The sequence below is a fragment of the Betaproteobacteria bacterium genome, from assembly GCA_009693245.1.
GTDB lineage: Bacteria > Pseudomonadota > Gammaproteobacteria > Burkholderiales > SHXO01 > SHXO01.
Map to the genome: position 1 here is coordinate 1 of SHXO01000046.1, position 24942 is coordinate 24942.

Below are 24942 nucleotides of genomic sequence, written 5' to 3' on the forward strand. Positions count from 1 at the left end.
CAATTGCGGCGCGATTCCAGAGCAGTTGCTCGAATCCGAATTGTTCGGCCACACCAAGGGCGCCTTCACGGGCGCAATCGCGGAGCACAAGGGGCTCTTTCAATCCGCCGGGAAGGGAACCGTTTTCCTGGACGAGATCGGCGACATGCCCCTCCCCCTCCAAGTCAAGCTGCTAAGAGTTCTGCAAGAGCGCGAGGTGCGCCCCATCGGCTCCATGCAATCCGTCAAGATCGATGTGCGCATCATCTCGGCCACACACAAAAATCTGGAAGAAGCGATTCGCGAGGGAAATTTCCTGGAAGATTTGTATTACCGCTTGCACGTCGTGGCGATCTCCTTGCCCCCGTTGTCCAAGCGCCGCGAGGATATCCCAGCCTTGGCCAATCACTTCCTTAAAACACTCGTGGACCGCTACCATAAAAACGTTCATGGATTCTCCGCCGATGCGATGGAATTCTTGGTCAAGCACACCTGGCCAGGCAACGTGCGCGAGTTGTTCAATGTGGTGGAGCAAGCGGTTGCGCTGGCCACCACTCCGCTCATCAATGCCGTGGCGGTGGAAAATGCCATTCTGGGCAAGCCCTCCGAACTGACCTCCTTCGAAGCCGCGCGCTTCGAGTTCGAGCGCGACTACCTCGCCAAACTGCTCAAGATCACCAACGGCAACGTCGCCCAAGCCGCGCGCCTCGCGAAACGCAACCGCACGGAGTTCTACAAACTCTTGCAACGGCACCACCTGACCCCGGCGATGTTCAAGCCCGCGGTGCATCCGTAATAACTCGGCCGGACTTCCCTGCGCGTGACCGCTACCCAGCCCCCTTCCATTGCCGGGAAAGTCCTTGATCTGCTACGTTACCGCTACGGTTGGCGGCTTTTGGCACTACCTCTCCCGCCAAGCTTTCTGGAAGCTCTCTGTGATGGGTTTGAGCAAGTAGTCAAGGAAGGTACGCTCACCTGTGCGCACAAAAATGTCGGCAAGCATTCCAGGCTGGATCTGATGATTTTCCAACCGCCTGAGTTGCGCCTCCGGCACTTCCACGCGCAGCGTGAAGTAGGTCTGGCCGGTCTTCTCATCCTGTATCGCGTCGGCGGACACATAGGAGACCTTTCCCTCCATCTCGGGCGTGGTGCGTTGGTTGAAGGCCATGATCTTCACCCCGGTGGGCAATCCGATGCTCAAACGATCGATGTTGTCGGGCGCCACCTTGCCTTCGACGATGAGCCGGTCACGGTCCGGAACGACCTCCATAAGTACCTCGCTGGGACTCACGACCCCGCCCGCCGTATGCACGCGTAGGCCAACAACCGTACCATCCACGGGGGCTCGCAGCTCCGTTTGATCCAGAGTGTAGCGCGTCGCGGTGGAGCGTTAGAGGTAGCCGAACATCTCGGTTTGGTTCTTACGCAGGTCCGCCGCGATGTCCGGCGTGGTTTGCGTGCCCGTTTGCGCCGTGCCCGCCCCCGGCACCGTGCTCACCCGCGTCTCCGCCGTCACTTGGTTGCCGGCGTTGTCGAAGCGGCGGATGTAGATATCCCCTGAAGAGGACCCCGCGATGCTCGAGCCGTCCGCCATCCACACCACGGCAAACCCACCCGTGTACCCGGCCACGGAACTCGAATTCTGCGTGCTCACGGTGCTGGTGTTCACCACGAAGTTCGCCCCCTGCGCCACCCAGCTCGCATCGAAGCGCTGCCCAATGACTCCCTGCCCGGAGCCGTCTACCCCGCTCGCATCGGTCCACGTGACGATGAATCCGCCATCTCTGGTGGCCGCGATATGGGCGTCGTTTTGCGTGGTGCTGGTAGCACCGTTGATGCGAAACTCCGGCCCTAGGGGTACCCCCGAAGCGCTGAAGCTCTGGCCATACACGCCCGTGCCAGCCCCGTCTTGCCCCTCGGAGTCCCACACGATGACGTAGCTCCCGCCAGCCAGCACCGCAATCTCTGGATTGTCTTGCGTGCTCGCCGTATAGGTGTTGGCTTGCTCTTCACTATAGACTTGGTCAGTCATGGGAGGTCTCCCGGTAAGTTTCTAGATTGCTTGTGCGTGATCTCGGCCGATTACGAAGCTTCGAGACCACCTAATTTTTTCCGCGTCACTTCGCCCTCAAGCAATGACTGATGCGTGGCAGGATCGCCCGCGCAACCGTCTCGCCCAACGTTTCGACGCACCATCCGGCTGCCGCCTTTGCAATATTGGCGCCTAAAAACAAAATGCTACGCTTTCCTCACGTTACATTCTTCTCTCATCCATCATCCACATCGAGTGTAAGAAATCTCGACACTGCGGAACGCTCCAAGAAGTTCCGGATATCTACGTGTGTCTAGAGAAGATTCGCTCGCGGCACGGCGCTTGAGGGCCTATGATTCGGGTGTCGTAGGGTCGTCTTCGGTGTAAAGAAATCCGACAGTAGCGAATCTGCGCGAGCGAAGCGCGCGCAACGCTATACTTCCTTGGGTAGCGCTCTGCCTAAACCTATTCCACCCACCCACTGGACTCCGGCATCTATGAAGGCAACTGGTCAAAAACTCGTTTTTCAATGGGATGACGCGCTACTTCTAGAAGACCAGCTCACCGAGGAAGAGCGCCTCGTGCGTGACTCCGCCCGCGCATACTCCCAAGAAAAACTCCTGCCGCGTGTGACAGAAGCGCACCGGCATGAGAAATTCGACCGGGAGATATTGCGCGAGATGGGAAGCCTAGGCCTGTTGGGATCCACCCTCGATGGATATGGCTGTGCGGGGGTGAACCATGTGTGCTACGGACTTGCGGCGCGCGAGGTGGAACGGGTGGATTCCAGCTACCGCTCATCCATGAGCGTGCAGTCGAGCTTGGTGATGTACCCGATCCATGCTTATGGCTCGGAGGCCCAGAGGCAAAAGTATTTACCGGGTCTCGCCAAGGGCGATCTGGTGGGATGCTTTGGTCTTACCGAACCCGGTTACGGGTCCGACGCGGGGGCGATGATCACGCGGGCCCGCAAGACCTCCGGCGGCTGGATCCTGAAGGGTGCCAAGATGTGGATCACGCACTCGCCCATCGCCGACGTTCTGGTGGTGTGGGCCAAGGATGATCAGGACGCGATTCGCGGATTCATCCTGGAGCGCGGGATGAAGGGTCTCACGACACCGAAAATCCACGGGAAATTTTCTCTCCGCGTATCTTCCACGGGCGAGATCGTGATGGAAGATGTCTTCGTACCCGATGAAAATCTTCTGCCCAACGTGAGCGGCCTTAAGGGGCCTTTCGGCTGTTTGAACAAGGCGCGCTACGGCATCGCCTGGGGCGCGCTAGGCGCGGCGGAATTTTGCTGGCATGCGGCGCGCCAATACACACTGGACCGCCACGCTTTCGGTAGACCGCTCGCCGCCAACCAGCTCATCCAGAAAAAATTGGCGGACATGCAAACGGAAATAACGCTGGGACTTCAATCCGCCTTGCGCGTGGGGAGGTTGATGGACGAAGGACGCGCAACACCGGAGATGATCTCGCTCATCAAGCGCAATTCCTGCGGGAAATCCCTGGACATCGCTCGCACCGCGCGCGACATGCACGGCGGAAACGGCATCGCCGATGAGTTCCACGTCATTCGCCACATGATGAATCTGGAGGCGGTGAATACTTACGAGGGAACGCATGACATTCACGCGCTTATCCTCGGACGGGCGCAAACAGGGATCGCCGCGTTTTAGCTAGCTCAAGTCCTCGAAAACTTGGCTAAAAGCAACGGAAAAATCCAGACTCTCGAAACGAACATCCCCGGTTTGGCTGCATATATGTAACCGCCAATTCACCGCGTCCTCCCGCCGAAAACTCTCCACCCGCCGCCGCTGCGGATCGATCAGCACGTACTCTTGAAGCATGGCCAATTTTTGATACTCGATCCACTTGCCGCCGCGGTCCTTCTTTTCCGTCGACGGCGACAGAATCTCCAAAATCAGCTTCGCTTCATTAATCTCAGTGACTTGAGGACCGATTTGCCGGCACACCACGAATAGGTCTGGATAATAGGCGGGCGACTGCCCATCCACGCGCAATTTCACTTAGGGACCGATGACCCGGCATGGGGTACCGCGAAGATGAGGAACCAACGCCGCGGTTATGTTCGTCCGAACTCGGTCATGAGCATAAGTGCCTACGGTCATGGCGAAAATTTCGCCATCCACCATCTCGTAGCGCTCGTCCTGTTCGGCCTCCCACAGGATGAATTCGGGAACCGACATGGCTTTGAATTCCAGAGTCCCCATTTCCAACTAAGCTCGCTCGCTACTCACGCAAACAGGCCCTTCCTGGACCACGCCAGGACCCTCCAGGCTCTTGTCCCCGACGGTCATGAGATTCACGCCGTGCCGTATGGCAGTCATTTCGGCGAGGATGGAGACGGCAATCTCAGGTGGCGTCTTGCTACCGATGCGAAGGCCAACGGGACCATGCAAGCGCTCCAGTTCGGCGCGCGATAGATCGAACTCCGCCAAACGCTCGCGGCGCTTGGATGTGTTCACTCTGGAACCCAAGGCGCCCACGTAGAAAGCGGCGGATTTCAGCGCTTCCAGCAATGCCAGGTCATCGAGCTTCGGATCGTGGGTGACGGCAACCACCGCGCTGTGGCTATCCAAGTTGAGTTCCGCCACGACATCATCGGGCATGCCGCGATTGAGATCGCTACCGGGGACATTCCACGTATCCGCATATTCCTCGCGCGGATCGCACACGATCACGCTGTAATCCAAGGCCAGCGCCATTTGCGCGAGGTATTGAGATATTTGGCCAGCGCCAATTATGACTAAGCGCCACAGCGGACCATGGATGGTCGTCAGGGTTTTCTCGTCGAATTGCAGAACATCTACACGGCGGGCGGGCGATAACGTGACCACGCCAGAATCCAGGTTTACGCTGCGAGCAACCAACTCACGGTTGGCCACCCGGAAAAGCAGTTGCGCCAGCCAGGGTGCCTTGTTGAGGGGTTCCAGGACGATGCGCAAGCGCCCGCCACAGGGTAGACCGAAGCGCGCCGCCTGTTCCTTCGAGACGCCGTATACGACCAGTTCGGGTTTATCGTGGCTCTGAGTGTGATTTCGAATACGGCCGATCAGATCATCCTCGACGCATCCTCCCGAAACCGACCCCGCAACCTGCCCGTCGTCTCGGATCGCCAGCAGCGCACCAGGCGGACGCGGGGCCGAGCCCCATGTTTCCACCACGGTGGCCAGCACGACTTTGCGCCCTTGCGCCAGCCAATCCCGCGCGCTCTTGAGTACCTGAAGATCCACGCTGTCCATCTCAAACTCCTCCAACCCAAAAATGGCAATAAAAAATCCCCCAACCGGCCCTTTCGGACCCGGCCGCACGCTCTTGCGAGCGCGTGGCCATTGGGGGATTCTACTTCAGGCTGACTTCGCCTGAATCTTTAAGCTGCGGAAATGTTCTCCTGCGACAGTGGCAGCGTGCGAACACGCTTGCCCGCCGCGGCGGAGACTGCATTGACCAGAGCTGCGGTCAGCACAGGCGTACCGGGCTCGCCCAGTCCGCCAGGAGGCTGGCCTTCGGCGGCCGGCAGGAAGTGGATTTCCAGCTTCTTGGGCGATTCGTTCATGCGAACGACACGCAGCGAATCGAAGTTGGTTTGCTGAACACCCCCGTTCTGCACGGTGATCTCGCCCCACAACGCGGTACCTTGGCCGAATATGATGCAAGATTCCATCTGAGCCAACGCCTGATCTGGGTGGATCAAGGGGCCGGCATCGACCACGGACACCACTCGGTCAACAGTCACATCGTTGCCAGCAGATAGGGTGACATCCACCACCATGCCGATTACGCTGTTGTAGCCTTCCATCACGGCAACGCCACGGCCCTTGCCACCACCGGAGGCAGGTCCGCTCCAGCCTGCTCTGACCTTGAGCTCTTCCAGCACTTTCTTGACGCGAGGACCCACGGTCTTACCGGCGGACAAACCGGACCAAGCATGCTTTTCTTCAGCAAGCTGGAGGTTCGCCAAACGGAAGTCGATAGGATCCTTGCCCGCGGCAGCAGCCAACTCGTCGATGAAGCCCTCGAGCGCCGGAGCGTTCAGGTTATGGCTCACCGCGCGCCAGTATCCGGGGGTGACACCCGTATCGTGCATTTGGTAAGTCAGCTTCATGTTGGGTGCGGCGTAGGGAATGTTGTCGATACCTTCCAACGCGAAGGGGTCGATGCCATCCTTCACGATGCTCGGGAACAAACGGGCCGAGATCGAGGGGCTGGTGGAGTGGAAACGGAAGGCGGTGATCTTGCCGCTCGAATCCAGTCCGGCTTTCATCGTGTACAGGCCCGCGGGGCGATAGGAATCGTGAGTCATATCGTCTTCGCGGCTCCACACCATCTTGACCGGCACATTACCCGCCAGCTTGGAGATTTCCGCCGCATCGATGGCGTAGTCCACTTCCACACGGCGGCCAAAGCCACCGCCCAGGAACGTGGTCTGCACTTCCACCTGCTCGGGCTTGAGGCCGGTGGCACCCGCGACAACGTGCGGGATCAACTGCTGGAACTGAGTAGGGGTGATGATGACCGCTTTGTCCGCCGTTACGTGAGCAACGGTGTTCATCGGCTCCATCGGGGAGTGCGTCATGAAGGGCAACTGGTAGGTGGCTTCGACGACCTTGGCGGCAGACCCCATCACGGACTCGGGATCCTGGCCGTGCTCGCGGAAGGTCGCGCCCGGTTGGGCGGCAGCGGTACGCAGGCCATCCCAGATCTTGTTCATGTCGAGGTCGGCCAGTGCTCCGCCATCCCAATCGACGATCAACAGATCCTTGGCCTTCTTGGCTTGCCAATAGGAATCGGCTACCACGGCCACACCACGGCTGAACTGCACAACGGATTTCACGCCAGGCATCGCCTTGGCGCGCTTATCGTTGTAGCTCTTCACCTTGCCACCGATCATGGGCGCAAGCGCCACGGCGGCGTACAGCATGCCGGGGACGCGGGTATCGATACCGAACTGCGCGGTACCCATCACCTTGGCGGGAGTATCCAAACGCTTCTGCTTGGCATTGCCCACCACTTTGAAGGCACTGACGGGCTTGAGCGGAACGTCCTTGGGTGGCTCCATCTGCGCGGCAGCCGCGGCAACCATGCCGTAGTTGACACGCTTGCCGCCTGGCCCGAGGATGACACCCCCAGAAGCCTTGCATTGCGCGGCATCCACACCCCACTGCTTGGCGGCAGCGGCCACCATCATCATGCGAGCGGAAGCACCGGCCTTGCGCAACTTCTCCCAGCCGTCGCGCACCGAGGTGGAACCGCCGGTGAGTTGACCGCCCAGAAGCGAGTTGATGTAGACCTCGGCCGGAGGCGCGAACTCGACCTTGACCTTGTTGATATCGACTTCCAACTCTTCCGCGACCAGCATGGCCAGAGAAGTGTAGACGTCTTGGCCCATTTCCGACCGGGCGCACATTATGGTGATGCTGTTATCCCCGCCAACCTTGATCCAAGCATTGGGCGAGGCGTGTCCGCCATGATGGTCCGCTAGCACTCCACGGCCTGGCAGGTAGAAGCCCAGGGCTACACCACCACCGGCAACCGCGGAAACTTTTACGAAATCACGACGAGATTGGTTCTTGATCGTATCCATGTTTTCCCCCTTAAGCCTTAGCGGCGGCTTTGATGGCCGCGCGAATCCGTGGATAGGTTCCGCAACGGCAGATATTTCCTGACATCGCTGCATCTATATCCGAGTCGGAGGGATTTTTGTTGCCGGCCAGAAGCGCAGCGGCTGACATCATCTGTCCTGGCTGGCAATAGCCACATTGTGGAACATCGAGAGCGATCCAAGCTTTTTGCACCGCGTGCTTGCCGCCCAAGCCTTCGATCGTGGTGATTTTCTGGCCACCGATCGACCCAACTGGGGTCTGGCAAGAACGTATTGCCATGCCATTGAGATGAACTGTACAGGCACCGCACAAGGCTTTGCCACACCCGAACTTCGTACCCGTCAGCCCCAGCGTGTCACGCAGCACCCATAGGAGCGGCGTGTCTTGTGAGACGTCGACGGTTTGCTGCTTGCCGTTAACGGAAAATGAAATTGCCATATAAATTACTCCCCCTTCGAGATGGGTTTTGGACGAACTACTGCGAATGAGATAAGTGCAGCGGCCGAAAAGTACACCAACAATGTGACGCTTTCAACAACTTCCGTGAAACATGTGTTATAAAACTCTAACTTGAATGCTCCAACGCGAATGCTTCAATGCAGCATTCCAGCAATGCGCCGCTCTTTCTACCGATGCTGGTACTTCTTTAATTCAATGCGAGCAATTTGATTGCGGTGCACTTCGTCGGGACCGTCGGCTAGGCGTAGCGTGCGCGCATGAGCATAGGCGTACGCAAGGCCGAAATCGTCGCTCACCCCTCCTCCGCCATGAGCCTGGATGGCCCAATCGATGATTTGCGTGGCCACATTGGGCGCCACCACCTTGATCATGGCAATTTCCGCCTTCGCGGCCTTGTTGCCCACGGTATCCATCATGTGGGCGGCCTTGAGTGTCAGCAGGCGCGCTTGGTCGATCATGATGCGGCTTTCCGCGATGCGTTCGTGCCATACACTTTGCTCGGAAACCGGCTTGCCAAAGGCCACGCGAGCCTGCAATCGTTTGCACATCGTCTCCAGCGCGCGCTCGGATTGTCCGATCAACCGCATGCAATGGTGAATACGGCCTGGGCCCAAGCGGCCCTGGGCAATCTCGAAGCCGCGCCCTTCTCCCAGCAATAGATTGGAGGCGGGCACCTTGACGTTCTCGAACGCCACCTCGGCGTGTCCGTGCGGCGCATCGTCGTAGCCAAATACGGGTAGCCAGCGCAGCACCTTGACTCCTGGCGCATCGCGCGGCACCAGAATCATAGATTGTTGTTTGTACCGGTCCGGATTATTGGGATCGGACTTGCCCATGAAGATGAAGATCTTGCAGCGCGGATCCGGCGCGCCCGAGGACCACCACTTGCGCCCGTTGATGACGTAGTGATCGCCCTGGCGTTCGATGCGGCTTTCGATGTTGGTGGCATCCGAGGAAGCGACCCCCGGTTCGGTCATGGCAAAGCAACTGCGAATCTCGCCATTCAACAAGGGAGCCAGCCATTTTTTCTTGTGCTCTTCCGTGCCATAGCGCGCGAATACCTCCATGTTGCCGGTATCCGGTGCCGAGCAGTTGAACACTTCCGGCGCCCAGTGCACGCGCCCCATGATTTCGCACAGGGGTGCGTACTCCGCGTTTTTTAGCCCCGCGCCGTACTCGGACTCGGGCAGAAAAAGATTCCACAGCTTCTTCGCCTTGGCGTGTTTCTTCAACTCCTCGATGATTGCCACGGGTTGCCAGCGGTCGCCTTGCGCCACTTGAGCGTGGTAGACCGCCTCGTTGGGATAGATGTACTCGTCCATGAAGGCCGTCAGTTCGGCTTGCAGCTTCTGTACTTTCGCGGAGTAGTTGAATTCCATTGCTTGGTCCGTTGTGGTTGCGTTGTGGTTGCGTCGTGATTTATGAGAAGCGATTCTACTCGGTTGGCCGACGCCACCATGTTCACTTGCGCGCCGGGGTGACCACTTCGAATTGCCAGATCGCCTCGCGCAAAAAATCTGGCACCGGTTTTGGCTTGCGCTCCGTGGGATCAGCATTTACGTAGATCACCTCGCCCGAAACAAGGTGCTCGGCGCCGCGATGAATCTCCATCAGGAACTTAATACTACTGCTCCCCAGGCGGCCCACCCGGGCACAGACCTCCAAGAGATCGTCGTAGCGGGCCGGTGCGTGATATTCAACCGTGGCTTTCACCACGAACATATCGCAATCGCGGGCCAAGAGCGCATCCGGATAGGGGTAGCCCAGGGCACGCCAGTATTCAGTGATGGCTACGTCGAAGTAGGCCAAGTAATGCCCATTGAACACGATGCCTTGCCGGTCCACCTCGGCCCAGCGCACTCGCATGCAATGCTTGAGGGAAAAGTCTTGATGTGCCATGTACCGGGACCGGATAAAGGCAGCGATTATAGGTGCCAATGGAAGGTCTCCAACGCGCCGCTCATTCCCGCCCTTTACATTGAAGTACACTTCTCATTGGCATCCGCAGGACTTGCTGAAAAAGTTATGCCGAATAACCGTTCAACCATTCCCTACACTAAGCTGGCACTAGCGCTGGCCTCGCCCGCAATAACTCACTCATGAACGATCTTTTTCGATGGCTCGCACCGCCCGCCTTGGTGTTCGCCGGGAGCAGCGCTTGTTACGCGATTCAGTACATGAAGGCCGAAGACGCCCAGAAGCTCATGTTTCCAGACGCCACCTTCACAGCCGCGCACGTGTCCTTGAATGACGAGCAGAAGAAATCCGTGGAGATAGTTTCGGGCGTGTCCGTGCGCATTCCCGATCACAAAGTATGGCGCGTGGAAAAGGACGGCAAGCTCGTGGGGTTTTTCTTCGTGGATGAAGTCTGGGGCAAGCACGAACTCATCACCTACGCGGTAGCCATCACCGCCGATGGCAAAGTGAAGCAGGTGGAAGTGCTGGATTACCGCGAAACCCACGGCTTCGAAATTCGCAATCCGCGCTGGCGCGCGCAATTCGTGGGCAAGAGTCTCGATGAGAGTCTCATCCTCAACAAGCACATCAAGAACATCACCGATGCGACCATGTCGTGCCGCCATGTCACCGAAGGCGTGCGACGGTTGCTCGCGCTGCATGAAGTCGTATTGAGGTGAGGTCCTTAGCCACCCTTCCCTACCACGGTTCCCGGTAGGTTTCCATGCGCTTGTCCTTCCGCCACCAGGCGTGGATCTACAGTGTTTTCGGGGTGCTCTTCGTCTCGGGCGCGCTATGGGTCTTGTTCCATTACTTCGTGAAGATCGAGGGCGAGTTCGGCCCCACCATACATCCTCTCGAACCTTGGTGGCTCAAGATCCACGGCGCCGCCGTCATGGTGTTCTTGTTCTTGCTCGGAACCTTGTTGCTGAGCCACATGGAAACAGCGTGGTGCATCGGCCGCAACATTCCCACGGGCGTCGCATTCGTGAGTTTCAACTTGATCCTGGTGGTGAGCGGCTATATGCTCTACTACTTCGGAGGAGAGACGGCGCGCCCCATTATCAGCCTCGTGCATTGGGTGCTGGGCATGGCGGCTCCCGTCATCATCGGCGTCCACGTGTGGCGCGGGCGTGCCGAACGCCCAGGTAACCTGCGCAAGAAACTGCATTGGCGCAAACCCGCGGTGCCGCCCAAGCGGCCGCATTAGAAGTATCGCCGCGTCACCCACTCGGCCACTAGGCAAGGTTTGCCGCTGCCTTCGCGCTCGACGCCCACTCCCCAGATCAATTGCACTCCGCCCGGGATATCCTCAAGCTTGTCCAAACGGAAACGCGCGCGAATGCGCGCCCCCACGGGCACGGGATCGGTGAAGCGCAGCCGGTTGAAGCCGTAGTTCACCCCCATCTTGGTGCCCGTGAACTCCAGGCAATCCCCCAGGAATTTGCTCAGTAACGACATGGTCAAGAAGCCGTGAGCGATGGGCGCTTTGAATGGCGATTCGCGCTGGGCACGCTGCGCGTCCACATGAATCCACTGATGATCGCCCGTGGCTTCGGCGAACTGGTCAATGCGCGCTTGCGTCATTTCCAACCATTCACTGAGCACGATCTCCTCGCCCACGCGGGCGCGCAAATCGCCGGTGCCATTTATTGTTATCTTAGCCATGCTCGTCAGTCCCCGTGGAAAGCGTGGGATTATACGAAGTGGAATGTCTTGTCCGTTACCCGGGGAAAAATAAGATGACGCAACAAATCTCGATAGTGGGGCTCGGCCGCATGGGCGCGAACATGGCGCGGCGCTTGGCGCGCGGCGGTGTCTCGGTACACGCCTTCGATGTGAGTCCCGTGGCGCGAGGTGCCCTCGAAGGCGAAGCCAGGATCAAACTCTTCGATGATCACGCTTCGCTGCTTGCTTCCCTATCGCGGCCTCGAATCATCTGGATGATGCTGCCTGCCGGCCAGATCAGCGATGACACCCTGGCCGCCCTCGTGGCTCAACTCGCCCCCGGAGATCTGGTGGTCGACGGCGCCAACGCCAATTACCGAGATTCCCAGCGCCATGCCGCCCAATTGGCCGAGCACGGAATCGGCTTCATGGACGCCGGCGTATCGGGTGGCATCTGGGGATTGAAGGAAGGTTACGCCCTCATGCTGGGCGGCAGCCAGGAGGCCTTCGTCCGCCTGGAGCCCTTCGTGCGAATACTGGCGCCCGGGCCTGATCGCGGATGGCTGCATTGCGGACCCGTGGGCGCGGGGCACTTCGTGAAAATGGTCCACAACGGTATCGAGTACGGAATGATGCAAGCCTTCGCCGAAGGTTTTGCCCTGATGCGTGCCAAGACCGAGATGAACCTCGACATTGCCGCCATTTCGGAAATGTGGCGCCACGGCAGCGTGGTGCGCTCCTGGTTGCTGGATCTCACGGCGGAGTTTCTCCAGCGCGACACCGCCCTGGAGCAAATCAAGCCGGTAGTAGCCGATTCCGGCGAAGGACGCTGGACCGCCGTGGAAGCCATCGAGCTGGGCGTGCCTACGCCGGTGATGAGCCTCGCCCTCATGGCGCGTTTCGCCAGCCAGGGGAAGGACGACTACGGCTCCAAACTGCTGGCCATGATGCGGGCGGGTTTTGGCGGGCACGCCGTACAAGCCCAAGGCGGCGACGGCAAGACATGATCGTGGTCATCATGGGGGTATCAGGCTGCGGCAAGACCGCGGTTGGCCAGTTCTACGCGGATTCCCAGGGCTGGAAGTTCCTGGACGCGGACAACTACCACTCCTCGGAAAACATCGCCAAGATGGGCGTGGGAACTCCCCTCCAGGACGAAGACCGCTGGCCTTGGCTGGATCGCTTGAACGCCCTGCTGAAGGAAATTTCATCCCAGGGCGGGAGCTGCGTGCTCGCATGCTCGGCGTTGAAGCAGCGCTACAGGGATCGCATCGCCCAAGGAATTCCCAGCCTGCGCCATCCGCGTTCGATCGTCAACAGGGGCCCCCGCCCTCCTGGCCGCCATCTTCCCCTACTTGAACCGCCCCGCGATCGAGCTCGATTCCCGCACCAGCATCGCCGAATCGGAGGTAACGGCAATCATCTTAGCACCCAGCCCTATCCATTTCTTCGCCCCCGCCTCCTCGAAGTACAAGATCCCCGGTGCCTTGCCGGTTTTCTTGGTTCGGGTGATTACGTCCGCGATGGCCGATTGGACCTCGGGGTGGCCTGGGTTGCCTAGCTGGCCCAGATCGCACGCGAAGTCCTGCGGCCCGACGAACAAACCGTCGATTCCGTCCACGGCGGCGATCTTTTCGATGTTGTTCCAGCCCTGCCGGGTCTCGATCTGCACGATGACGCAGATCTCCTCGTGAGCATGGTGCAGATAATCCTTCACGCGCCCGTAGCGGCTGGACCGCGAACCCGTGGACACACCTCGCATCCCATGGGGCGGATAGCGCACTGAAGCCACTGCCCGGCGCGCTTCCTCCTCGTTCTGAACGTATGGAATGAGCAGGCTTTGCACACCCCCATCGAGCAGCCGCTTGATGGTCACCATGTCGTTCCACGGGCAGCGCACGATGGGACTTGCCGCGTAGGCGGATACGGCCAGCAATTGGCTTTGGACCTGAGGAAGATCGTTAGGGGCGTGCTCCATGTCGATCAACACCCAATCGAACCCCGCCGCCGCGCAAATTTCCGCCGCGATCACATTACCCAGGCTCAGCCAACAGCCAATCTGCACCTTTCCCGCGCGCAGATTGCGTTTGAGATGGTTGATGGGGTGTTCCATGGTGCCCTCCTGTTGCGGCGGGGAACGAATAAACAAAAAAGGCCTGGATTGCTCCAAGCCTCGTTGTGGCGCGCCCGGAGAGATTCGAACTCCCGACCCCTTGGTTCGTAGCCAAGTACTCTATCCAACTGAGCTACGGGCGCAGCGGGCGCGGATTGTAGCAGAGCCGATCAGGGCAAGTCGAAGCCTCCGGAGCAAATTACCTAAAGGGAGCTGCAAGCGTAGGCTTCGAGCCCGGCATGACATGCTAACCTAGCCTAATCGAGTGCAATGAATGAGCCGTCCATGAACTCTTCCTTGCTTTGGGTGGGCACCGGGCTGATCCTCATCGTGGCCGAATTGGTCACGGGCACTTTCTATCTGCTCGTGCTGGGATTGGCCTGCATGGCAGGTGCGGCGGCCAGCTTCGTGGGGTTGGGAGCAGAGATCCAGACGATTCTCGCCGCCCTGGTCGCGGTACTCGGGGCGCTTTGGGTTCGAAGACATAATCAGTCCAAGGAACAACCCAAAATGCCCTCATTGGATCTGGGCCAGGCAGTGCGCTGGGAGAGTTGGGTCAGCGAAGCCGACCGGCTGGCGCGCGTAAGTTATCGCGGCGCTTCATGGGACGCTAAGATCGAGGGGGAGTTTTCCGGCACCCCGCAAGAGGTGTTCTACATCACGGAAATTTCCGGTAACCAGCTCACTGTATCCAAGGCGAAACGCTGATGGCCGCGCAAAATCTTCCGCCCGCGAGGACCCAGCTCAACCCGCCAGCCAGGGCCAACCCACCCCCAATCAAGAAACAGGAGATGAGCATGTTTCCCAAGCTAGTGATCATCGTCTTTCTCTCTGCGGTGATCTTTTTCTTTGCGGACACACGGCCCTACTTTCTGCCTTTCCTGATCGTTGCCTTGGCGGTGGCCTTCATCGTCGAGGGTGTGCGGATCGTGCCGCAACAAAACGCCTGGGTGGTGGAGCGCTTTGGCAGGTTTCATCAAGCGCTCGAACCCGGGCTGCGCATCATCGTCCCCTTCATCGACCGCGTGGCTTACCGCCATTCGCTGAAGGAAGTGCCCTTCGACGTTCCCGAGCAAGTGTGCATCACCAAGGACAACACCCAGCTTTCCGTGGATGGGGTGCTCTATTTCCAGATCACGGATCCCAAGCTCGCGAGCTACGGCACTTCGGACTTCATCATGGCCATCACCCAGCTTGCGCAAACCACGATGCGCTCGGAAGTGGGACGCATGGAATTGGACCGCACGTTGGAAAGCCGCGAGGACATCAACAAACGCATCGTCAGCGTGCTAGACGAGGCCGGCCGCTCCTGGGGCGTGAAAGTCCTACGTTATGAAGTGAAGAATCTGACACCCCCGGAATCCATACTGCGCGCGATGCAGCAGCAGATCACGGCGGAGCGGGAGAAACGCGCCCTCATCGCCAAATCCGAGGGCCAGAAACAAGAAGAGATCAACTTGACCGAAGGCGAGAAGCAATCGGCGATATTGAAGTCCGAGGGCGCGAAAACCGCCGCCATCAACAAGGCTCAAGGCGACGCCATGGCGGTGCAACTCATGGCGGAAGCCACCGCCAACGCGGTGCGCGTGGTAGCCAATGCGCTGGGCGACAAGGGCGGCATGGATGCGGCTAATTTGAAAGTGGCCGAGCTATACATCAACGCCTTCTCGCATTTCGCCAAGACCAACAACACGCTGATCGTACCCAGCAACCTATCGGATATTTCCTCCGTGGTGGCCTCGGCCATGACGATATTGGACCGCACGAAATCGCCGCCAGCCACTGCTGCGTAGTGTCCCTTTCCGCGATGGGGGAAGGTTGGGATCACCCTTCGACAAGCTCAGGGCGAACGGCTAAGCACAGCATTGGGGTTACTCCTCCCTCCTCCCGCCTCCCTTAAGGTTTTATCTTCCACACTGGCTTCAAATACTTCGGCACCGCTGTCCCCTCTAACAACCGCGGACAGGGCACTGCTTGCGATGCTGTCACGGACAACGGCACCACCCCCGCCCACACCGGCCATGCGTAATCCTCCTCGTCGTCGCCAGGGTCGCCCGTGCGAATCTTCGCCGAACCTTCCTCGATGAGCATGTGGAGAACGGTGGTGGCCTTGAGTTCCTTCTTCGTCACTGGCCGCAGTTCTTTCCAGCGGCCTGGAAACAATTTCTCGGTGAAAATTTCCAGAACCCGCGACTTCTCGTCTTCCGCTTCCACTTTCTCGGCCACGCCGAATAGCATCACCGAGCGGTAGTTGATGGAGTGATTGAAGGCCGAGCGCGCCATCACCAAACCATCCACATGGGTGACGGTAAAGCACACATCGATACTCTTCGATTGTTCGCGCAACATGCGGCTAGCACTCGACCCATGCCAGTACACGTGCTCGCCTTCGCGCCAGTAGGAAGTGGGCGTGACGTAGGGCTTGCCTTCGATGTTATAGCCTGCGTGGCAAATAAAACCGGCGTCCAGTATGGCGGCCACCGTATCGAAGTCGTAGTTGCCCCGGTAGTGCTTGCGCTTGACGCGGGATCTAGATGTTTTCTTGATGTCGGGCATTTGCTGAGACCATTGAAGAATCGACGCTCAGTATCCCCGATCCGGGTACACCACACCATGCGGCGGCTCGCCGCGCTCGATTCTGCGAATGTTCTCGATCACCTGGCCTTCCGCCAACTCAGTGACCGTCTGCGCCGAAATATGCGGGGTGATGAAGACCTTCGGGTGCGGCCAAAGCGGGTTCTCCCTTGGCAAGGGCTCGTGCTGGAACACGTCCAGCATCGCGCCGCTTAGGTGCCCGCTATCGAGGGCCGCCAATAAATCTTCTTCCACCAGATGCCCGCCGCGCGCCAAGTTGATGACCGCGGCGCCAGCAGGCAACCGCGAAAAAATCTCGGAGTTGAGGATACCCTGCGTCTGTGGTGTCAGCGGCAACAGGTTGACGAGGATCTGGCTGCTCCCAAGAAATTCCCGCATGCCTTGCTCGCCCTGAAATATCGCCACGCCCTCGATCCGGCGCGGCGAACGGCTCCAGCCGTGGACCTGAAATCCCATTCTTGCCAGGGCACGCGCCAAGTCCGCGCCTAGCACGCCCAACCCCATCACCCCCACGCGGCGGTGCGCGACCGGAACTGCCGCTCTGGGCTGCCAGCGTCCCTCGCGCTGCCTGCTTTGGTAGTAGGGCATGTCGCGGTGGAAATGCAGCACGGCGTAAAGACCATACTCCGTCATCTGGTCCTTGAGACCGGCATCCACCAAGCGCAGGACCGGCACCCGCCCCGGCAACGTGGGATCCTGCAACAGCCCGTCCACGCCAGCACCCAAGACCAGGATCGCCCTCAAGTTGGGAAGCGTTGCGAGCAAGCCAGGAGGGGGATTCCACACCAAGGCATAACGAATATCTTCGGGAGCCCCAATTTGCGGCCAGGCCCTGAACTCGATATGGGGAAAAGCCTTCGCCAACACCAGGCTCCAAGGTTCTTGCGCGTCGATCTTGCTGTAGAACAGAAGCGCCACGTTAAGTGATCCCGTCTGCCGGCCAGCGAGCCAGTATTTCGTAATGGGATGTACCGGCGTCGCGCCGCGAGCGCACCAGCACGAAATCTTGCACGCGCCATTCAAAAAGCGGGATCTTGGTTTCCACCGGGCGGCACTGCGCATTGCGCAACAAGCTCACGTGGGGCGTGAAGGGTCGCCGTTCGATCACGATCCCAGCGTCGCGCGCGTTACGGCGCAGGTCTTTCACCAGCCGCGCGAGCGGTTCGGGTGTAACGGCGGGAGCGAGCCAAGCGATGCGGTTGTGCGCCCAGCATCCCGCGCCCGCCATGTGCAAGGAGAAACTTTGCATCCTTGTACGCTCGCCAGTTGCGTGCATCGCTTGCGCTTGATCCGCGGATATCTCGCCTAGAAACACCAAGGTCATGTGTATGGATTCGCGGCGGGTAATTCGCCCGCCAAAAACCTCGTGCAGTTTTTTCGCCTCCCGGACCATCCGCTCGCGGCACAAGTCGTCCGGCCACAGAGCGAAGAACAACCGTTGCTGGTCAACCGCCGGCATTCTCGATGAGCGCCACCGCGTGCGCCGCGATACCCTCGGCACGTCCCAGGTGGCCGATACCCTCGTTGGTCTTGGCCTTGACGCTGACCTGCGAGGCGTCCACTCCAAGGTCCGCGGCGATATTGGCAACCATGGCCGCGATGTACGGGCCAAGCTTGGGTCTTTGCGCGATCACCGTGCTATCCACATTACTCACGCGATAGCCGCGAGCGCCTAGCATGCTGGCAACCTCTCTTAACAGCCCCCGGCTATCGGCTTGCGCGTAGCGCGCGTCGCTATCGGGAAAGTGCGTCCCGATATCTCCCAGCGCCGCAGCTCCGAGCAGCGCGTCGCACAGGGCGTGGACGAGCACATCGGCATCGGAGTGCCCCAGCAAGCCGCGATCATGTGGAATGTCCACGCCCGCGATGACCAGCCTGCGGCCCACTGCCAGCCGGTGTACATCGTAGCCGTGACCAACGCGCAATCCCACTAACTTCTCGATAGTCCAGGTTCGTTCGGGCGCAACTCCGGCGCCAGCCGGTCGAGCACGCCGTTGATATATTTGTGCCCGTCGGTGCCGCCGAAAATCTTGGCTAACTCCACGGCTTCGTTGATGACAACCTTGTAGGGCACATCGGGACATGCATGAAGCTCGTAGGCACCCAGCAACAAGATGGCATGCTCCACCGGGCTCAACTGCTGAACTTCGCGATCCAGATGGGGAACCAGCTTGCCGCGCAAGGCAACCGCTTGCGCGGTGGTCCCCTTGATCAGTATGGCCAAGTACGCATCGTCCGCTTGGGCATGTTCTTCACCCGCTCGCAATTGCTCCAGCAAGTCCGCGGCGGAAGTATCGTTGAGCAACCACTGGTACAAGCCCTGCAATGCCAGCTCGCGCGAGCGCCGGCGCCCGCCTCTCGCCGGCACGCGCCGCTTAGGCAGCGCCTCAGCACTCGTCATCGATTTGCCTCAGTAAGTTAGCCATCTCCACCGCTACCCGGCCGGCTTCCGCGCCCTTGGCGCTCATGCGGGCGAGCGCTTGGTCTTCATCGTCCGTGGTGAGGATACCGTTGGCGATGGGCACGCCTGTTTCCATTTGCACCGTGCTCACTCCTTGTGCAGAATTATTGGCCACGATTTCGAAGTGATAGGTCTCGCCGCGGACTACCGCGCCCAGCGCCACTAGCGCGTCGAAGAGATCCGTGTGCGCCATCCGCTGCAACGCCAAGGGAATTTCCAAGGCGCCCGCCACGCTGGCCATCGTGATATTGCCCGGGGGCACGCCTAGTTTGTTCAATTCCTCGATGCAGGCATTGAGTAGCCCTTCGGTGATCTCGCCATTGAAACGGCTGGTCACGATACCGATTCGCAGTCCATCGCCCTCGATGGATGCTTCCAACTCTTTAATGCCTTCAAAATTCGCCACAGTCGTTAGTTGCCTTGAGTAAGTTTGTTATTTCCGTTTGATGGATGTGACTACGGGTAGTGCATCGCTGGGCACCAAATAGCCCGTTACCTCCAAATCGAAGCCCGTCATGCTGGGCATCTTGCGCGGCGCGCCCAGCAGCTTCATCCGCGTCACGCCCAAATCTCGAAGAATTTGCGCGCCAATGCCATAGGCCCGAAAATCCATCTTCCGCGCCACTGGGCCGCCTTTGGTTTGTAGGCGCTCTATCAGCTCGTCACCGCTCTCGTCCCGGTGCAGCAGCACCACCACGCCACGCTCGGCGGCGGCGATAGTTCGCAGGGCATCGTTCAAATTCCAGGAGTGGGCAGTGCTCGCCGCATCCAGCAAATCGACGGCGGAGAACGGTTCATGCACCCGCACCAGCGTTTCCTCGCCCGCGACGATAGTGCCGCGAACAATGGCTAAGTGCACGTCGCGCGAAGTGACGTCGCGATAAGCGTGAACGGTGAAGCGGCCATGCATGGTTTCCAGTCCCCGCTCCATTTCGCGCACCACCAGCGATTCCGTTCGGCTGCGATAATGGATTAGATCGGCGATAGTGCCCACTTTCAGGGAATGCTGGGTTGCGAAATCGAGCAAGTCCGGCAAGCGTGCCATTTCGCCATCATCCTTGAGTATTTCGCAAATCACCGCCGCCGGCTCAACCCCCGCCTGGGCCGCCAGATCGCAGCCCGCTTCGGTGTGCCCTGCCCTGGCCAGTACACCGCCGGTTTGCGCCATCAAGGGAAAGATATGGCCCGGTTGCACGATATCCGCGGGCTTCGCGTCTTTCCTCACCGCCGCCTTCACGGTAGTGGCCCGGTCCGCAGCCGAGATACCAGTGGTCACACCCTGCGCGGCTTCGATGGAGACCGTGAAGTTCGTTCCCATCTGGGAGCGGTTCTTCGCCACCATTAAAGGTAGATCGAGCTGGCGGCAGCGCGCCTCCGTCAGGGTCAAGCATATCAGCCCCCGCCCGTACCGCGCCATGAAATTGACCGCCTCAGGCGTGACGAACTCGGCCGCCATGACCAGATCGCCTTCGTTCTCCCGGTCCTCTTCATCGACCAGGATCACCATGCGTCCGGCCTTGATCTCGGCGATGATGTCGGGGGTAGTGCTGAGTTTCATGGGCATAAGAGCGGCGCGGGAAGCGTAAGCACGCAAAGCGGTATTTTGCCAGAGGAATGCAAGCGCTAAGCCCGGCCCAAACGAGATTATGATGCCGCTTCACCAACGCCCTCATAATCCACAGCTCAATGGCCGCCACCCAACGCCGTCTTGCCTCCATCATGTTCAGCGACATGGTGGGTTATAGCGCACTGGCTCAGCGCAACGAGATGCTCGCCATCGAGTTGCTGGAAGAGCACCGGCGCTTATTGCGAGGAATGTTCGTTCAGTTTGGCGGCCGGGAAATGGACGCGGTGGGTGATGGTTTTTTCGTGGAGTTCTCTAGCGCCGTGGCGATTCAGAAAGCGCTGGTGGAACGCAATGCCTCAGTCGAGAAAGAACGGCAAATCCAGGTGCGGATCGGGCTACATGTCTGAGATGTGGTGGTTGAGGGCGAACGGGTTATGGGCGATGGCGTCAATATCGCGGCCCGTATTCAGCCCCTGGCGCAAGCTGGCGATATCCTGCTATCCGACGACATGGCCCGCCAGATCCAGAACAAGATAGATGCTCCGCTGGAGGACCTCGGGCCACAAAACCTCAAGAACATTGCTGCTCCCATGCAGATTTACCGGCTTCGGCTGCCGTGGCAGGAAGCTCGGGGTAGGTCTCCTTCGCCACCGTCTCGCAAACGGCCGCTCTTGATCGGAATCGCAACCGCGGCAGTGCTCATCGCAGCCTTGTCGGCCGGGATCCTCCATAAGCAATCAACGGCACCTGTCTTGCCGCCGGATCAAGCAAAAGGACCTGCCCTTGCGCTACCGAAGGGACCATCCATCGCAGTCCTGCCGTTCAATAATCTAAGTGGCAACAAGGATGACGACTACTTCAGCGATGGCATCTCGGAGGACATTATCACTGCCTTGAGCCGTTTCAACGATCTGTTTGTAATCGCCCGTAACTCCACTTTCCAATTCAAGGGCAAGTCGGTGGACGTGCGGGAGGTTGGAAAAAATCTGGGCGTGCAATACATACTTGAAGGTAGTGTGAGGCGAGACCAGTCCCGCATCCGCGTCACGGCTCAGTTACTCGACGCTAGAAATGGGATGCATCTTTGGGCGGAGAACTATGACCGAGATCTCACTGCGAACAGTATCTTTTCCATACAGGATGAACTGACATCCAAAGTCGTATCGAAAATCGGCGACCCGCTGCGGGGAATGATCTCCCAAACCGCAATGAGTGAAGCCAGCCGAAGTGGCAATGTTGCCCTCAGCGCCTACGAATGCGTGCTCAAAGCTAAAGCCTACTTTGTTACTTTCGATCCCCTCGATCACAATATCACCAGGGATTGCCTGGAGGAAGCAGTCAAAACCGATCCTTCCTACTCTGATGCCTGGGCATGGCTGGCATTGGTTTACGTGGACGAGTATCTTTTTCACTTCAATCCGCGGCCCAATTCGGTAGAAAGAGCAGTGGAAGCTGCGCGCCGAAGCATCACACTGGACCCGTCAAACCAAATGGGAAATTGGTTTTTGGCACGAGCGCTCTTCGTCCAGCGAAAGTTCGATGAATTTTTGCCGCAGGCAGAACGTGCGGTAGGACTAAATCTAAACAACACAGCGGTTCTTGCGGGTGCCTCTGTCTACATCTCCTACTCAGGTCAATGGGAGCGAGGAAAAGAACTCAATGATCGCGCGCTCGCGCTTAATCCCAATCCACCCTGGTGGTACTACGCTCCACAGTTTTTCTACCACTTTCGTTCCGGAGATGACCAACAGGCTCTAACCACCGCTCTCAAGATGAGGGCGGCCGCCCCAAGAATCTATTGGTCTCACGTCCTGCCAGTCGTCGCTTACGCTCAACTCGGACGGCTTGAAGACGCGAAATCGTCCGCCGCGGAACTTCTAAGGCTAATGCCGAACTATGCATCATCCCGAGCGCGAGAAGATTTTCGTATGTATAACTTCTCGCCGCAACTGACTGCTCGCATAGTCGACGGCCTGCGAAAAGCCGGGATCAATATTTTTGACGAACCGAAGTAAGTTCGCCCATCTAGTCAGTCGCGGCCAGCCGCTCCACGTAGCGGGCAATAAGGTCAATCTCAAGATTCACCAACACACCTACCTTGAGTTCTTTTAGGTTGGTAACCTCCACCGTGTGTGGAATCAGGTTCACATCGAAGTGATCCTCATCCACATGGTTGACCGTCAAACTCACGCCATTCACGGTGATGGATCCCTTGCGCGCGATGTATTTGGCGAGATCTTTCGGTGCGCGCACTTCCAGCAACCAGCTTTCACCTAGCCGTTCGAAGCGAGTGACTTCTCCGGCACCATCCACGTGCCCCGTGACCAGATGACCACCCAGACGGTCTGAGAGTCTCAATGCTTTTTCCAGATTCACGTCGCTACCCAGCGCGAGTCCCGCGGTGCAGTCTAGAGTTTCCCTGGAGACATCCACTTCAAAGCCGCCCCCACCGAAGTTCACCACGGTCAGACAACAGCCATTGACCGCGATGCTGTCGCCGATCTTTACGTCCGCGAGATCGAGACCGGCGCTGGCGATATGCAGGCGCTGTCCTTTTTCCAAAGGTGTGGATTGAGTGATCGTGCCTTGGGCTTCTATGATTCCGGTGAACATTTCGGCGAGAGGAACGGTGGTTGGACGATAGTTATAAGGGTATCGCAATTTCGTACGCGACCGGTTCAGTCCGCCGTCCACCCTTCGACTTCGCTCAGGGCGAACGGCTAGATATGTTCATCTTTCAAATGTCTGCTCTTCGGCTGGCTCGGGGCGAACGGCTAGGTTTCCGATACGAGCAGCGGTAATACCCGTCCCATGAATCGCCAATCGTTCCCGACCCGCTGCACATCGAAAATATCGAGACCGATTCGTTGATAGAGGGCCGTCAGCTCACCCAAGGCGAACATCCCCCGGCCGAAATCTCCCAGCAAGTGAGGCGCGAGATAGACCAGTAGCTCATCCACTAACCCTGCCTTGAGCAAGGCCCCGTGGAGCCGGTTGCCCGATTCGGCCAGAATCTCGTTCATTTCCCGTTTGGCCAGTTCGCGCATCAAACCGGGAAGATCGACCTTTCCCTCGGCGTTGGGAACCTTTAAGACCTCGGCGCCCTTTTCTTGCAGAGCCCGAGTTTTCTCCGAATTGCTCACCGCAGTCGCGATGAGAACCGGGCCCCCATCGAAGATCTTCGCGGTGAGCGGCACTTGCAGGTTGCTGTCCACCACGATTCTCGTGGGCTGGCGTGTGGTGGGAACAGCGCGAACGGTAAGCCTTGGATCGTCGTCTTTCAACGTACCGATGCCAGCCATGATGGCGCAAGAGCGCGCGCGAAAGTGGTGGCCGTCCTTGCGCGCCTCCGGTCCCGTGATCCATTGGCTCATGCCGTTTTTGAGAGCCGTTCGGCCATCGAGGCTCGCAGCGACCTTCATGCGCAGAAAGGGCCGGCCGCGCGTCATGCGAGACACGAAGCCTTGGTTGAGTTCGGCGGCCTCGGCCGCCATGAGCCCGCATTGCGTTTCGATGCCCGCCGCGCGTAGCTTCGCCAAGCCCTGTCCGCCCACCAAGGGATTTGGATCTTGCATGGCAGCGATAACATGCTTCACGCCGGCCGCGATTAGCGCATCCACGCATGGCGGGGTGCGGCCATGATGGCTGCACGGTTCCAGGCTCACAAACGCCGTCGCGCCCTTGGCCCGCACGCCCGCCACCCGTAATGCATTAATCTCCGCGTGCGCTTCGCCCGCACGCTCATGCCAGCCCTCGCCCACCACCACGCCGTCTCGCACCAGCACGCAACCCACGCGGGGATTCGGCGTAGTGGTGTAGAGGCCGCGCTCCGCCAGTTGCAGAGCGCGCGCCATGTGTTGGTGGTCGGAGAAGGAAAACATCTGAATCAAGGGAGGAGGGAGGGGGGAGGAGGGAGGAGTAATGGGTGCGCGTTACGAACCGGCAATGTCAAACGCGTAGAGCACGCCCTAGTGCCCTTACCCTTAACCCTCGGAATTACCACGAACTGGCGGGCACTCCTCCCACCTCCCTCCTCCCTCTCACGCCGCCCCTCTCGCCCTTCTGCGCGCCCCCGGCTTGCCCACTTCCTTCAGCACATCGCGGAAATCCTCCACGTCCTGAAAATCCTTGTACACGGAGGCGAAGCGGATGTAGGCCACCTTGTCGAGTTTGTAGAGTTCCTTCATGACCATTTCCCCCACACTACGGGATGGTACTTCACGCTCGCCCAAGCTGAGGAGCTTTTGCCGGATGCGCTCGATGGCGGCATCCACGTACTCCGTGGGGACAGGGCGTTTGTGCAACGCGCGGGCGAAACCGGTGCGAAGTTTTTGCGCGTCGAATTCTTCGCGGTTGCCGTTCGTCTTGACCAACGAAGGCATGCGCAGCTCCACGGTTTCGTACGTGGTGAAGCGCTTGTCGCAAGCGGCACAGCGGCGGCGCCGGCGAATGCTGTCGCCCTCCTCGCTCACGCGCGAGTCC

31 protein-coding genes and 1 tRNA gene are annotated in these 24942 nt (G+C 59.2%); 10 read left to right on the top strand and 22 right to left on the bottom strand.

The features are described from left to right. The coding region (locus tag EXR36_09080; protein MSQ59772.1) for a two-component system response regulator GlrR at nucleotides 1-775 on the top strand (775 nt) is incomplete at its 5' end. Between the two features lie 105 nt (nucleotides 776-880). Here EXR36_09080 and EXR36_09085 read toward each other — a convergent pair. Further along, entirely contained in the window at nucleotides 881-1345 is a 465-nt protein-coding gene (locus EXR36_09085; GenBank protein MSQ59773.1) for an HlyD family efflux transporter periplasmic adaptor subunit, read from the bottom strand. Nucleotides 1346-1369: 24 nt separating this feature from the next. Next, on the bottom strand, nucleotides 1370-2011 hold the full coding sequence (locus EXR36_09090) for a hypothetical protein (GenBank protein ID MSQ59774.1): 642 nt from the start codon (nucleotides 2009-2011) through the stop codon (nucleotides 1370-1372). Between the two features lie 497 nt (nucleotides 2012-2508). Between EXR36_09090 and EXR36_09095 the strand changes: the two genes are divergently transcribed. Next, nucleotides 2509-3693: an acyl-CoA dehydrogenase gene (locus EXR36_09095; protein MSQ59775.1), complete on the top strand. Its 1185-nt coding sequence runs from the start codon at nucleotides 2509-2511 to the stop codon at nucleotides 3691-3693. Here EXR36_09095 and EXR36_09100 read toward each other — a convergent pair whose 3' ends face one another. From EXR36_09100 to EXR36_09130, 7 genes are all read right to left on the bottom strand, one after another. Then, complete coding sequence (locus EXR36_09100; protein MSQ59776.1) at nucleotides 3694-4044, bottom strand: Uma2 family endonuclease; 351 nt, start codon at nucleotides 4042-4044, stop codon at nucleotides 3694-3696. Beyond that, on the bottom strand, nucleotides 4045-4254 hold the full coding sequence (locus EXR36_09105) for a hypothetical protein (GenBank protein MSQ59777.1): 210 nt from the start codon (nucleotides 4252-4254) through the stop codon (nucleotides 4045-4047). It lies immediately after the preceding gene. After that, nucleotides 4255-5280: an XdhC family protein gene (locus tag EXR36_09110; protein MSQ59778.1), complete on the bottom strand. Its 1026-nt coding sequence runs from the start codon at nucleotides 5278-5280 to the stop codon at nucleotides 4255-4257. 128 nt (nucleotides 5281-5408) lie between these two features. Further along, nucleotides 5409-7622, bottom strand: coding sequence for a xanthine dehydrogenase family protein molybdopterin-binding subunit (locus EXR36_09115; GenBank protein ID MSQ59779.1), 2214 nt, complete (start codon nucleotides 7620-7622; stop codon nucleotides 5409-5411). A gap of 10 nt (nucleotides 7623-7632) precedes the next feature. Next, nucleotides 7633-8079, bottom strand: coding sequence for a (2Fe-2S)-binding protein (locus EXR36_09120; GenBank protein MSQ59780.1), 447 nt, complete (start codon nucleotides 8077-8079; stop codon nucleotides 7633-7635). Nucleotides 8080-8267: 188 nt separating this feature from the next. Further along, nucleotides 8268-9479, bottom strand: a complete 1212-nt coding sequence (locus EXR36_09125) for an acyl-CoA dehydrogenase (protein MSQ59781.1) — start codon at nucleotides 9477-9479, stop codon at nucleotides 8268-8270. 82 nt (nucleotides 9480-9561) lie between these two features. Continuing rightward, nucleotides 9562-9999, bottom strand: a complete 438-nt coding sequence (locus EXR36_09130; protein MSQ59782.1) for an acyl-CoA thioesterase — start codon at nucleotides 9997-9999, stop codon at nucleotides 9562-9564. Nucleotides 10000-10199: 200 nt separating this feature from the next. Between EXR36_09130 and EXR36_09135 the strand changes: the two genes are divergently transcribed. Together EXR36_09135 and EXR36_09140 are read left to right on the top strand one after the other, a co-directional pair. Continuing rightward, nucleotides 10200-10736: an FMN-binding protein gene (locus tag EXR36_09135; GenBank protein ID MSQ59783.1), complete on the top strand. Its 537-nt coding sequence runs from the start codon at nucleotides 10200-10202 to the stop codon at nucleotides 10734-10736. Nucleotides 10737-10780: 44 nt separating this feature from the next. Continuing rightward, on the top strand, nucleotides 10781-11266 hold the full coding sequence (locus EXR36_09140) for a DUF4405 domain-containing protein (protein MSQ59784.1): 486 nt from the start codon (nucleotides 10781-10783) through the stop codon (nucleotides 11264-11266). Here EXR36_09140 and EXR36_09145 read toward each other — a convergent pair. Further along, nucleotides 11263-11724, bottom strand: coding sequence for a MaoC family dehydratase (locus EXR36_09145; GenBank protein ID MSQ59785.1), 462 nt, complete (start codon nucleotides 11722-11724; stop codon nucleotides 11263-11265). The genes EXR36_09140 and EXR36_09145 overlap by 4 nt on opposite strands. 74 nt (nucleotides 11725-11798) lie before the next feature. Here EXR36_09145 and gnd point away from each other — a divergent pair, with 74 nt between their 5' ends. Beyond that, nucleotides 11799-12731: a decarboxylating 6-phosphogluconate dehydrogenase gene (gnd, locus tag EXR36_09150; GenBank protein MSQ59786.1), complete on the top strand. Its 933-nt coding sequence runs from the start codon at nucleotides 11799-11801 to the stop codon at nucleotides 12729-12731. After that, a complete protein-coding gene (locus EXR36_09155; GenBank protein ID MSQ59787.1) occupies nucleotides 12728-13285 on the top strand; it encodes a hypothetical protein in 558 nt (185 codons plus the stop codon). The genes gnd and EXR36_09155 overlap by 4 nt, the downstream gene beginning before the upstream one ends. On the opposite strand, the gene EXR36_09160 is transcribed toward EXR36_09155, so the two are convergent. Beyond that, entirely contained in the window at nucleotides 13076-13837 is a 762-nt protein-coding gene (locus EXR36_09160; protein MSQ59788.1) for a hypothetical protein, read from the bottom strand. The two genes, EXR36_09155 and EXR36_09160, sit on opposite strands and share 210 nt — an antisense overlap. Nucleotides 13838-13903: 66 nt before the next feature. Next, nucleotides 13904-13980 (bottom strand) — tRNA-Arg (locus tag EXR36_09165). Nucleotides 13981-14107: 127 nt separating this feature from the next. Here EXR36_09165 and EXR36_09170 point away from each other — a divergent pair. Both EXR36_09170 and EXR36_09175 read left to right on the top strand, forming a co-directional pair. Further along, nucleotides 14108-14545 carry an NfeD family protein gene (locus EXR36_09170; GenBank protein MSQ59789.1) on the top strand — a complete coding sequence of 146 codons (438 nt, stop codon included), beginning with the start codon at nucleotides 14108-14110 and terminating at the stop codon, nucleotides 14543-14545. Nucleotides 14546-14634: 89 nt separating this feature from the next. Beyond that, the gene (locus EXR36_09175) at nucleotides 14635-15630 is read left to right on the top strand and encodes an SPFH/Band 7/PHB domain protein (GenBank protein ID MSQ59790.1); all 996 of its coding nucleotides are present in this window, start codon (nucleotides 14635-14637) and stop codon (nucleotides 15628-15630) included. A 103-nt stretch (nucleotides 15631-15733) separates the two neighbouring features. Here the strand turns inward: EXR36_09175 and EXR36_09180 are convergent, their stop codons facing one another. From EXR36_09180 to ribB, 7 genes are read right to left on the bottom strand one after another with little or no spacing between them, the layout of a single operon-like run. After that, a complete protein-coding gene (locus tag EXR36_09180; protein ID MSQ59791.1) occupies nucleotides 15734-16393 on the bottom strand; it encodes a pyridoxamine 5'-phosphate oxidase family protein in 660 nt (219 codons plus the stop codon). 27 nt (nucleotides 16394-16420) lie between these two features. Continuing rightward, complete coding sequence (locus tag EXR36_09185; GenBank protein MSQ59792.1) at nucleotides 16421-17350, bottom strand: glyoxylate/hydroxypyruvate reductase A; 930 nt, start codon at nucleotides 17348-17350, stop codon at nucleotides 16421-16423. Nucleotide 17351: 1 nt separating this feature from the next. Next, nucleotides 17352-17891, bottom strand: coding sequence for an RNA 2',3'-cyclic phosphodiesterase (gene thpR / locus EXR36_09190; protein ID MSQ59793.1), 540 nt, complete (start codon nucleotides 17889-17891; stop codon nucleotides 17352-17354). After that, nucleotides 17878-18357: a 2-C-methyl-D-erythritol 2,4-cyclodiphosphate synthase gene (locus EXR36_09195; protein ID MSQ59794.1), complete on the bottom strand. Its 480-nt coding sequence runs from the start codon at nucleotides 18355-18357 to the stop codon at nucleotides 17878-17880. The genes thpR and EXR36_09195 overlap by 14 nt, the downstream gene beginning before the upstream one ends. 5 nt (nucleotides 18358-18362) lie before the next feature. Further along, nucleotides 18363-18833 carry a transcription antitermination factor NusB gene (nusB, locus tag EXR36_09200; GenBank protein MSQ59795.1) on the bottom strand — a complete coding sequence of 157 codons (471 nt, stop codon included), beginning with the start codon at nucleotides 18831-18833 and terminating at the stop codon, nucleotides 18363-18365. Then, a complete protein-coding gene (locus EXR36_09205; protein ID MSQ59796.1) occupies nucleotides 18820-19299 on the bottom strand; it encodes a 6,7-dimethyl-8-ribityllumazine synthase in 480 nt (159 codons plus the stop codon). The genes nusB and EXR36_09205 overlap by 14 nt, the downstream gene beginning before the upstream one ends. 27 nt (nucleotides 19300-19326) lie before the next feature. Further along, nucleotides 19327-20451: a 3,4-dihydroxy-2-butanone-4-phosphate synthase gene (ribB, locus tag EXR36_09210; protein MSQ59797.1), complete on the bottom strand. Its 1125-nt coding sequence runs from the start codon at nucleotides 20449-20451 to the stop codon at nucleotides 19327-19329. 128 nt (nucleotides 20452-20579) lie between these two features. On the opposite strand from ribB, the gene EXR36_09215 reads away from it, so the two are divergent. Continuing rightward, nucleotides 20580-20867 (top strand): hypothetical protein, encoded by a 288-nt coding sequence (locus tag EXR36_09215; protein MSQ59798.1) that lies wholly within the window; start codon nucleotides 20580-20582, stop codon nucleotides 20865-20867. 27 nt (nucleotides 20868-20894) lie between these two features. Continuing rightward, nucleotides 20895-22475, top strand: coding sequence for a hypothetical protein (locus EXR36_09220; protein ID MSQ59799.1), 1581 nt, complete (start codon nucleotides 20895-20897; stop codon nucleotides 22473-22475). A 10-nt stretch (nucleotides 22476-22485) separates the two neighbouring features. On the opposite strand, the gene EXR36_09225 is transcribed toward EXR36_09220, so the two are convergent. From EXR36_09225 to nrdR, 3 genes are all read right to left on the bottom strand, one after another. Beyond that, complete coding sequence (locus tag EXR36_09225) at nucleotides 22486-23073, bottom strand: riboflavin synthase (protein ID MSQ59800.1); 588 nt, start codon at nucleotides 23071-23073, stop codon at nucleotides 22486-22488. Between the two features lie 161 nt (nucleotides 23074-23234). After that, nucleotides 23235-24314, bottom strand: a complete 1080-nt coding sequence (ribD, locus tag EXR36_09230) for a bifunctional diaminohydroxyphosphoribosylaminopyrimidine deaminase/5-amino-6-(5-phosphoribosylamino)uracil reductase RibD (GenBank protein ID MSQ59801.1) — start codon at nucleotides 24312-24314, stop codon at nucleotides 23235-23237. 186 nt (nucleotides 24315-24500) lie between these two features. Further along, on the bottom strand, nucleotides 24501-24942 hold a 442-nt coding region (gene nrdR / locus EXR36_09235; protein ID MSQ59802.1), incomplete at its 5' end, for a transcriptional repressor NrdR.

Bases quoted from the DNA above. Each gene is read 5' to 3' on its own strand.
- EXR36_09090 (MSQ59774.1), bottom strand. From the start codon at position 2,011: ATGACTGACCAAGTCTATAGTGAAGAGCAAGCCAACACCTATACGGCG.
- EXR36_09095 (MSQ59775.1), top strand. From the start codon at position 2,509: ATGAAGGCAACTGGTCAAAAACTCGTTTTTCAATGGGATGACGCGCTA.
- EXR36_09110 (MSQ59778.1), bottom strand. From the start codon at position 5,280: ATGGACAGCGTGGATCTTCAGGTACTCAAGAGCGCGCGGGATTGGCTG.
- EXR36_09115 (MSQ59779.1), bottom strand. From the start codon at position 7,622: ATGGATACGATCAAGAACCAATCTCGTCGTGATTTCGTAAAAGTTTCC.
- EXR36_09120 (MSQ59780.1), bottom strand. From the start codon at position 8,079: ATGGCAATTTCATTTTCCGTTAACGGCAAGCAGCAAACCGTCGACGTC.
- EXR36_09125 (MSQ59781.1), bottom strand. From the start codon at position 9,479: ATGGAATTCAACTACTCCGCGAAAGTACAGAAGCTGCAAGCCGAACTG.
- EXR36_09130 (MSQ59782.1), bottom strand. From the start codon at position 9,999: ATGGCACATCAAGACTTTTCCCTCAAGCATTGCATGCGAGTGCGCTGG.
- EXR36_09135 (MSQ59783.1), top strand. From the start codon at position 10,200: ATGAACGATCTTTTTCGATGGCTCGCACCGCCCGCCTTGGTGTTCGCC.
- EXR36_09140 (MSQ59784.1), top strand. From the start codon at position 10,781: ATGCGCTTGTCCTTCCGCCACCAGGCGTGGATCTACAGTGTTTTCGGG.
- EXR36_09145 (MSQ59785.1), bottom strand. From the start codon at position 11,724: ATGGCTAAGATAACAATAAATGGCACCGGCGATTTGCGCGCCCGCGTG.
- gnd (MSQ59786.1), top strand. From the start codon at position 11,799: ATGACGCAACAAATCTCGATAGTGGGGCTCGGCCGCATGGGCGCGAAC.
- EXR36_09155 (MSQ59787.1), top strand. From the start codon at position 12,728: ATGATCGTGGTCATCATGGGGGTATCAGGCTGCGGCAAGACCGCGGTT.
- EXR36_09160 (MSQ59788.1), bottom strand. From the start codon at position 13,837: ATGGAACACCCCATCAACCATCTCAAACGCAATCTGCGCGCGGGAAAG.
- EXR36_09170 (MSQ59789.1), top strand. From the start codon at position 14,108: ATGAATGAGCCGTCCATGAACTCTTCCTTGCTTTGGGTGGGCACCGGG.
- EXR36_09175 (MSQ59790.1), top strand. From the start codon at position 14,635: ATGTTTCCCAAGCTAGTGATCATCGTCTTTCTCTCTGCGGTGATCTTT.
- EXR36_09180 (MSQ59791.1), bottom strand. From the start codon at position 16,393: ATGCCCGACATCAAGAAAACATCTAGATCCCGCGTCAAGCGCAAGCAC.
- thpR (MSQ59793.1), bottom strand. From the start codon at position 17,891: ATGCCGGCGGTTGACCAGCAACGGTTGTTCTTCGCTCTGTGGCCGGAC.
- nusB (MSQ59795.1), bottom strand. From the start codon at position 18,833: ATGACGAGTGCTGAGGCGCTGCCTAAGCGGCGCGTGCCGGCGAGAGGC.
- ribB (MSQ59797.1), bottom strand. From the start codon at position 20,451: ATGAAACTCAGCACTACCCCCGACATCATCGCCGAGATCAAGGCCGGA.
- EXR36_09215 (MSQ59798.1), top strand. From the start codon at position 20,580: ATGGCCGCCACCCAACGCCGTCTTGCCTCCATCATGTTCAGCGACATG.
- EXR36_09220 (MSQ59799.1), top strand. From the start codon at position 20,895: ATGGGCGATGGCGTCAATATCGCGGCCCGTATTCAGCCCCTGGCGCAA.
- EXR36_09225 (MSQ59800.1), bottom strand. From the start codon at position 23,073: ATGTTCACCGGAATCATAGAAGCCCAAGGCACGATCACTCAATCCACA.
- ribD (MSQ59801.1), bottom strand. From the start codon at position 24,314: ATGGCGCGCGCTCTGCAACTGGCGGAGCGCGGCCTCTACACCACTACG.